At 62.2% G+C, this 262-nt stretch carries 1 pseudogene; it reads left to right on the top strand.

The annotated features are described in order from the left end of the window. A pseudogene (locus SB786_RS36665) lies at positions 1–262 on the top strand (RND family transporter); the annotation flags it as partial.

Genomic DNA, 262 nt, shown 5'->3' with positions numbered 1-262 from the left:
CGAGGTGACCGAAGAGGGCTTTCGTGGCGGCCCGGTGATGCCGGACACCTATGACGGCTCCGCTCGGGCCATCAATGAGCTACGCACCAATGTCAGCCGTGCTGGGTTACGGGCCAACCTGATAGCCAACGACCAACGCTCGGCAATGATCATTGCGCCGCTGCTGGAGCGTTATGCTGACACCGGCAAGCCGATCAACTACGGCACGCTACACGGCCAGCTCGAAGCGGTGCGAGCGTTGCAAGATTCCGCTCTGCCAGAC

Source organism: Burkholderia sp. SIMBA_062, from assembly GCF_046534765.1.
In the GTDB taxonomy this organism is placed as follows: domain Bacteria; phylum Pseudomonadota; class Gammaproteobacteria; order Burkholderiales; family Burkholderiaceae; genus Burkholderia; species Burkholderia ambifaria.
This window is presented reverse-complemented; position numbering and strand designations above follow the sequence as displayed.